This window comes from Psychrilyobacter sp., from assembly GCF_049671765.1.
Lineage (GTDB): Bacteria > Fusobacteriota > Fusobacteriia > Fusobacteriales > Fusobacteriaceae > Psychrilyobacter.
Genome location: NZ_JBATVM010000087.1, coordinates 1 through 4522, shown reverse-complemented (window position 1 = coordinate 4522; position 4522 = coordinate 1). Strand labels below are relative to the sequence as shown.

Annotated in this window: 6 protein-coding genes and 1 pseudogene; 3 read left to right on the top strand and 4 right to left on the bottom strand. The window is 28.8% G+C overall.

The window, feature by feature from the left end; translation table 11 throughout:
- Positions 1-286 precede the first annotated feature (286 nt).
- The 4 genes from hepT (WBG30_RS04130) to mntA (WBG30_RS04115) all read right to left on the bottom strand — a co-directional run bounded on the left by hepT (WBG30_RS04130) (position 287) and on the right by mntA (WBG30_RS04115) (position 2126).
- Positions 287-691: a type VII toxin-antitoxin system HepT family RNase toxin gene (gene hepT, locus WBG30_RS04130; RefSeq protein WP_424503379.1), complete on the bottom strand. Its 405-nt coding sequence runs from the start codon at positions 689-691 to the stop codon at positions 287-289.
- A 2-nt stretch (positions 692-693) separates the two neighbouring features.
- Positions 694-1077, bottom strand: a complete 384-nt coding sequence (gene mntA, locus WBG30_RS04125) for a type VII toxin-antitoxin system MntA family adenylyltransferase antitoxin (RefSeq protein ID WP_424503378.1) — start codon at positions 1075-1077, stop codon at positions 694-696.
- A 202-nt stretch (positions 1078-1279) separates the two neighbouring features.
- A complete protein-coding gene (gene hepT, locus WBG30_RS04120; protein WP_424503377.1) occupies positions 1280-1699 on the bottom strand; it encodes a type VII toxin-antitoxin system HepT family RNase toxin in 420 nt (139 codons plus the stop codon).
- Positions 1677-2126 (bottom strand): type VII toxin-antitoxin system MntA family adenylyltransferase antitoxin, encoded by a 450-nt coding sequence (mntA, locus tag WBG30_RS04115; RefSeq protein ID WP_424503376.1) that lies wholly within the window; start codon positions 2124-2126, stop codon positions 1677-1679. Before mntA (WBG30_RS04115) ends, hepT (WBG30_RS04120) begins: the two co-directional genes overlap by 23 nt.
- 580 nt (positions 2127-2706) lie before the next feature.
- Here mntA (WBG30_RS04115) and WBG30_RS04110 point away from each other — a divergent pair.
- From WBG30_RS04110 to WBG30_RS04100, 3 genes and pseudogenes are all read left to right on the top strand, one after another.
- Complete coding sequence (locus WBG30_RS04110) at positions 2707-3111, top strand: nucleotidyltransferase substrate binding protein (protein ID WP_424503375.1); 405 nt, start codon at positions 2707-2709, stop codon at positions 3109-3111.
- Positions 3111-3401 carry a nucleotidyltransferase domain-containing protein gene (locus WBG30_RS04105; protein WP_424503374.1) on the top strand — a complete coding sequence of 97 codons (291 nt, stop codon included), beginning with the start codon at positions 3111-3113 and terminating at the stop codon, positions 3399-3401. Before WBG30_RS04110 ends, WBG30_RS04105 begins: the two co-directional genes overlap by 1 nt.
- A gap of 858 nt (positions 3402-4259) precedes the next feature.
- Positions 4260-4522, top strand: a pseudogene (locus WBG30_RS04100) (IS21 family transposase); the annotation flags it as partial.

Genomic DNA, 4522 nt, shown 5'->3' with positions numbered 1-4522 from the left:
AAAAATAATTACTTTTTTCACTTACTAATTTAAAAAAATATTTCTGTCCATTTTTAGATTATTTTATCCTTCTTTATAACATAATTATACGACATTTAAGTGTAAAGTCAATAGTAAACTAAGTTTTTTTTAAGTTTTCTAAGTTTAATTCTATACTATTTTTATCAACACCAACAACACCAATGGAAACCATTACACTAATAAATACCAAAAAAAAAGAACAAAAATAGATTATATCTATTTTTGTTCTTTTTTTTGGTATTTATAACCTTTTCTTTTACAGTCGTTATCTTTCCAATATCATCCTTGCTAATTTCAAACTATCATAGATATATTCTTCCACAACTCTTTCAACTATCTTTAAATTTAGAGCTTGATAGTCATGAACTGCTATATTTCTAAAACCTACCATCCCCTGTAGACGTGAACTCAGTTCCTTTGTTATCACATTATTTTTTTCCAAAATTTCAAAATTTTCCTTACTTGTCTGTGGAATACCCAATTTATTTTTTCTTATATAATGAGTAGCTATATCTATACTAGCTTCACAGAGTCTCTGGACATTTAAGATAATAGAATCCTGTCTTCTATAATCATTTAAATTTTCCGGCTTCCCTTCATATTCTTCATTGATCCTAGCAATACATCTTTTTATAGTTTCACTCTTGTTTAAAATAATATCATCTCTCATCTTTACACCTCGTAATTATCTATTATCTCTTTTCGCTCTTCATTTAATTTGAAATATTTTTTATACACCAGTAATTCAAATTTTTCCCTTTCAAGACTATTTTTTTCATATATACATATACCATTTTCAACAACTTCTTTCTGGAATACTGTAGAAGATTTTTTTAACTGTACTAGATCTACTTCTTTTTTTATTCCAATACTGATCTCTTGAGCTAAAAGAAATATCTCAAAGGAATCATATTCACCTTTAGAATAAAAAGCTATATCCACATCACTATTTTCTGTATTTTCCTTTTTAGCATAAGAACCAAAGATATATATAATTTCCTTATCTATACCTTTTAATTTTTTTAAGATTATCTCTATGAGTTTATCCTCTACCATTATACACTCCTTTTACAATATTTCTATAAATTCTATTACTAATATTATACCATAAAAAAAAGAGGTAATTACTTATCAAGACCAGATGTTATTGCTTCGGTTTCTCTTATGACGTCCACATTTAAAATTCAGTTTTAATTATACTTAATTTTAATAATCGTGGCATTAGAGTAACCCGTATCAAAGGCGGAAACTTTGGAACCTAATCCTCTATTCCTCCCATATATAATAAAACTTCTTTCGAGTAACTTAAGAAATCTCCAATTCCTTTTTCTACAATAAATTTTACTACATCTAATTCTACAGTTTGATATTCGTGGATAACTATATTTCTAAACCCAACCATTTTCTCCATAAGGTTAGATGTCTTTTCTGAGAGAATCCCATTTTCTTTTAATAATGCAAATGAGTCTCTACTTGATTTCGGTATTCCAAAAGCTAATTTTGAACATAGATACATAGATAGATCTATAGACTGCTGACAGGCTCTTTGAATATTTAAAACTATAGCATCTTGATATAAATAATCATTTAATCTATTAAGATCCCCACCATATATCTCATCTATTCTTTTAACACATCTTTCAATACTCTCTATCTTACTTAGCACTACTCTTTTCATTGAATACACTTCCCCTCTTATAAATTTCATCTAAAACTATTTTTCTATCCTCTTCAAAAACTAAATATTTAGCTAAAATTTTATATTCTAACAGATCATTTTTTTCCCTATCTAAACAAGAGATCAACTCTCCATTTGTTATTATTTCTGCCTGAAAGTTTAAATTAGTTCTATTAAAATCTATAAGATCTATCTTCCTTTCTAATTTTTTTTCTAAATCGCAAATAAAATCTAACCTGTCATTAAAATTAAAATCTCCTATAACAGCTATATCTATATCGCTCTCTTCCCACATTTCACCTCTTGAGATAGAACCAAATATATATACTCCATCTATATTTTTTTCTTTATCAGAAAAATATTTTATTATTTTCTTTTTATAGTTTTGACCTTCCTCTTCAGATATAAACTGACTCTTTTCTTTCATCTTAACCTCCTTGCAATTTCCTATGTTTACGACAGTAAACTAATAGTATATTAGCAATGCCCACATCAAGTATGACAAAGATCTTCTTTTTCTTTTATTATACCATAAAAAAAAGAGGTGTTTACCTCTATTTAAAATCAAAACTGACCTCACTCTTCTTTTCTCTCCCCCACAGGGTGACGATTATAAAAAATCACTTATAGATAAAAAGTGATTTCTAAATGTCAGGAAGAAAGAAGCCAACTATATATATAATTTATAACATCTTACTACCATAGCACAGGAATCTTTTTTTGGCACAGAGATTCACCGAGACAAGATGAGAGATTCACAGAGGTTTTCTGAGTGTACTCTCTTTTTTTCCCTCTGTGTATCTCCGTGTCCAAGATTTTTCTCTTTTTTCTAAGTTTTAACCAAAATCAAAAAAATCCTGCCTCTTCATAGCTTTTTATCTGCATATGCACCGCATCTACATTCTTTCTTTTTAGAGTTCATAAGATATAAAATTTCTACACAAAATCTCTCAATTTTTATGATATAATTATAATAATAAATACAGAAATAAAAAGGAGAAATAATTATGGCTAAAAGATGGGATGAAAGAATATCTGACTATAAAAATGCATTGGAACGTTTAAAAGAAGCTATTGAAGAAAGTAAAGTTATAGACTCCTCTACCATAAAAGACGGCGTTATACAAAGATTTGAATTCACTCTGGAATTATCTTGGAAAGTAATGAAGTACTTTCTTAATTCAGAAGGTCTTACAGAAGCCAAAGCTCCTAGGAGTACTATACGAACAGGATTTAATAATGAAATAATACAAGATGCCAAATTATGGATAGACATGATAGAGGATCGAAACCTTACTACCCATACCAACTCTCAGTCAACATCAGAGGAGATCTATGGAAAAATCATCAACTCCTATTACAAAGAATTAGAAGATTTTTATCTAAATGTCAAAGATAAAGAGGTAGAATAATGTTTGGATTAGAAAGAAGATCTGAGGAAGAATTAAGAGCTATTTTAATTCTACACGGGGTAGAAAAAGCAATTATTTTTGGTTCTAGAGCAAGTAAAAAATATAAAAGAACTTCTGATATAGATATCGCTATCTTTGGTAATTTTACCAGTACAGAAATAAATTTGATTAGATGGGATATAGAGGAAAGTAGAATAATCTATTTTGTAGATCTAATTCATTTTGAAAGAGTAACCAATGAGAAATTTAAAAATAGTATTTTAGAAGGAAAAGAATTTAAAATATACTAAGATAACTTTTCTTTTGAGCACAACTAAACCCTAATTTTTTTGTCACCAATATATACTTTATCGCACGGGTAATTCATGAATTACCTCTACAATCCTTTAAAGCCTGTCACGAATTTATACTAATCCATGGAACACAGATATTCACTGAGATCTAGATGAGAAGTTCACAGAGAAGTCTCAGTGTTCACTCTTTTTCTCGGTGTATCTCCGTGTCCAAAGGTTTTATCTTTTATCTATACTCTTTTTTCTTCTTCTTCGTGTCCATTCGTGCCATTTGTGACTAACGTTTATTATCTTTTAAATATCTTATTTTTTACTTTTTAATTCAAAAATACCCTCTAATTTGCCTCTTAAGACCTCCTACTAACTTCCCCTTGTAATTGTATAGCTACTATTGAAATACATTAAACAAGAACCCCTTTAAACCATTGGTACTATTGGGATTAATAGACGATTTTGAAGAACGTCCCCTGGTGAGAAAAAACGTCTCACAGAGAGACAAACTGTCTCACCATAAGACTTTTTCAAGGCCTAAATAGTGGTTTTATTACAGTAATTTACAATCAATGATATATTTATATCTTTTTTGATGTCTTTTCAAAATATTTAATCCTGATAACCTGTCCATAGAACGATATAGAGTTCCTCTAGAAACTCCTAAATAGTTAGAGTATTCTGTTGGTGAAAACTCCAACTGAATATAGGGCTCTATCTGTTTATGGTAAGGTAAAAAGACAGCACAGTTGCAAAGTAAAATGTCAGCGTTTTAGCAATAAATAAAAAAAGACCATTGACACATATCAAATTACACTCTAATAATTTAAGTGACTAAACTCATTAATTAGGGGGTGTGAAAGGATGTTGCCAATGATCAATAAATATAATATCAAAACTATGTATGAACTGCAAGGAAAATCTTTGAGAGCTATTTCTGAAGAAACAGGTCATTCGTTTAAAATCGTTAAAAAATATGCTACTATGGAAGATTTTAATGCCAAATTAAAACCCAGAGTATTTTCTTCTAAATTAGATCCATTTAAAGAAACTATCTTTACTTGGTTGAAAAATGATCTAGATAAGCCTTTAAAACAAAGACATACAGCTAGAAAAATTTACGATAG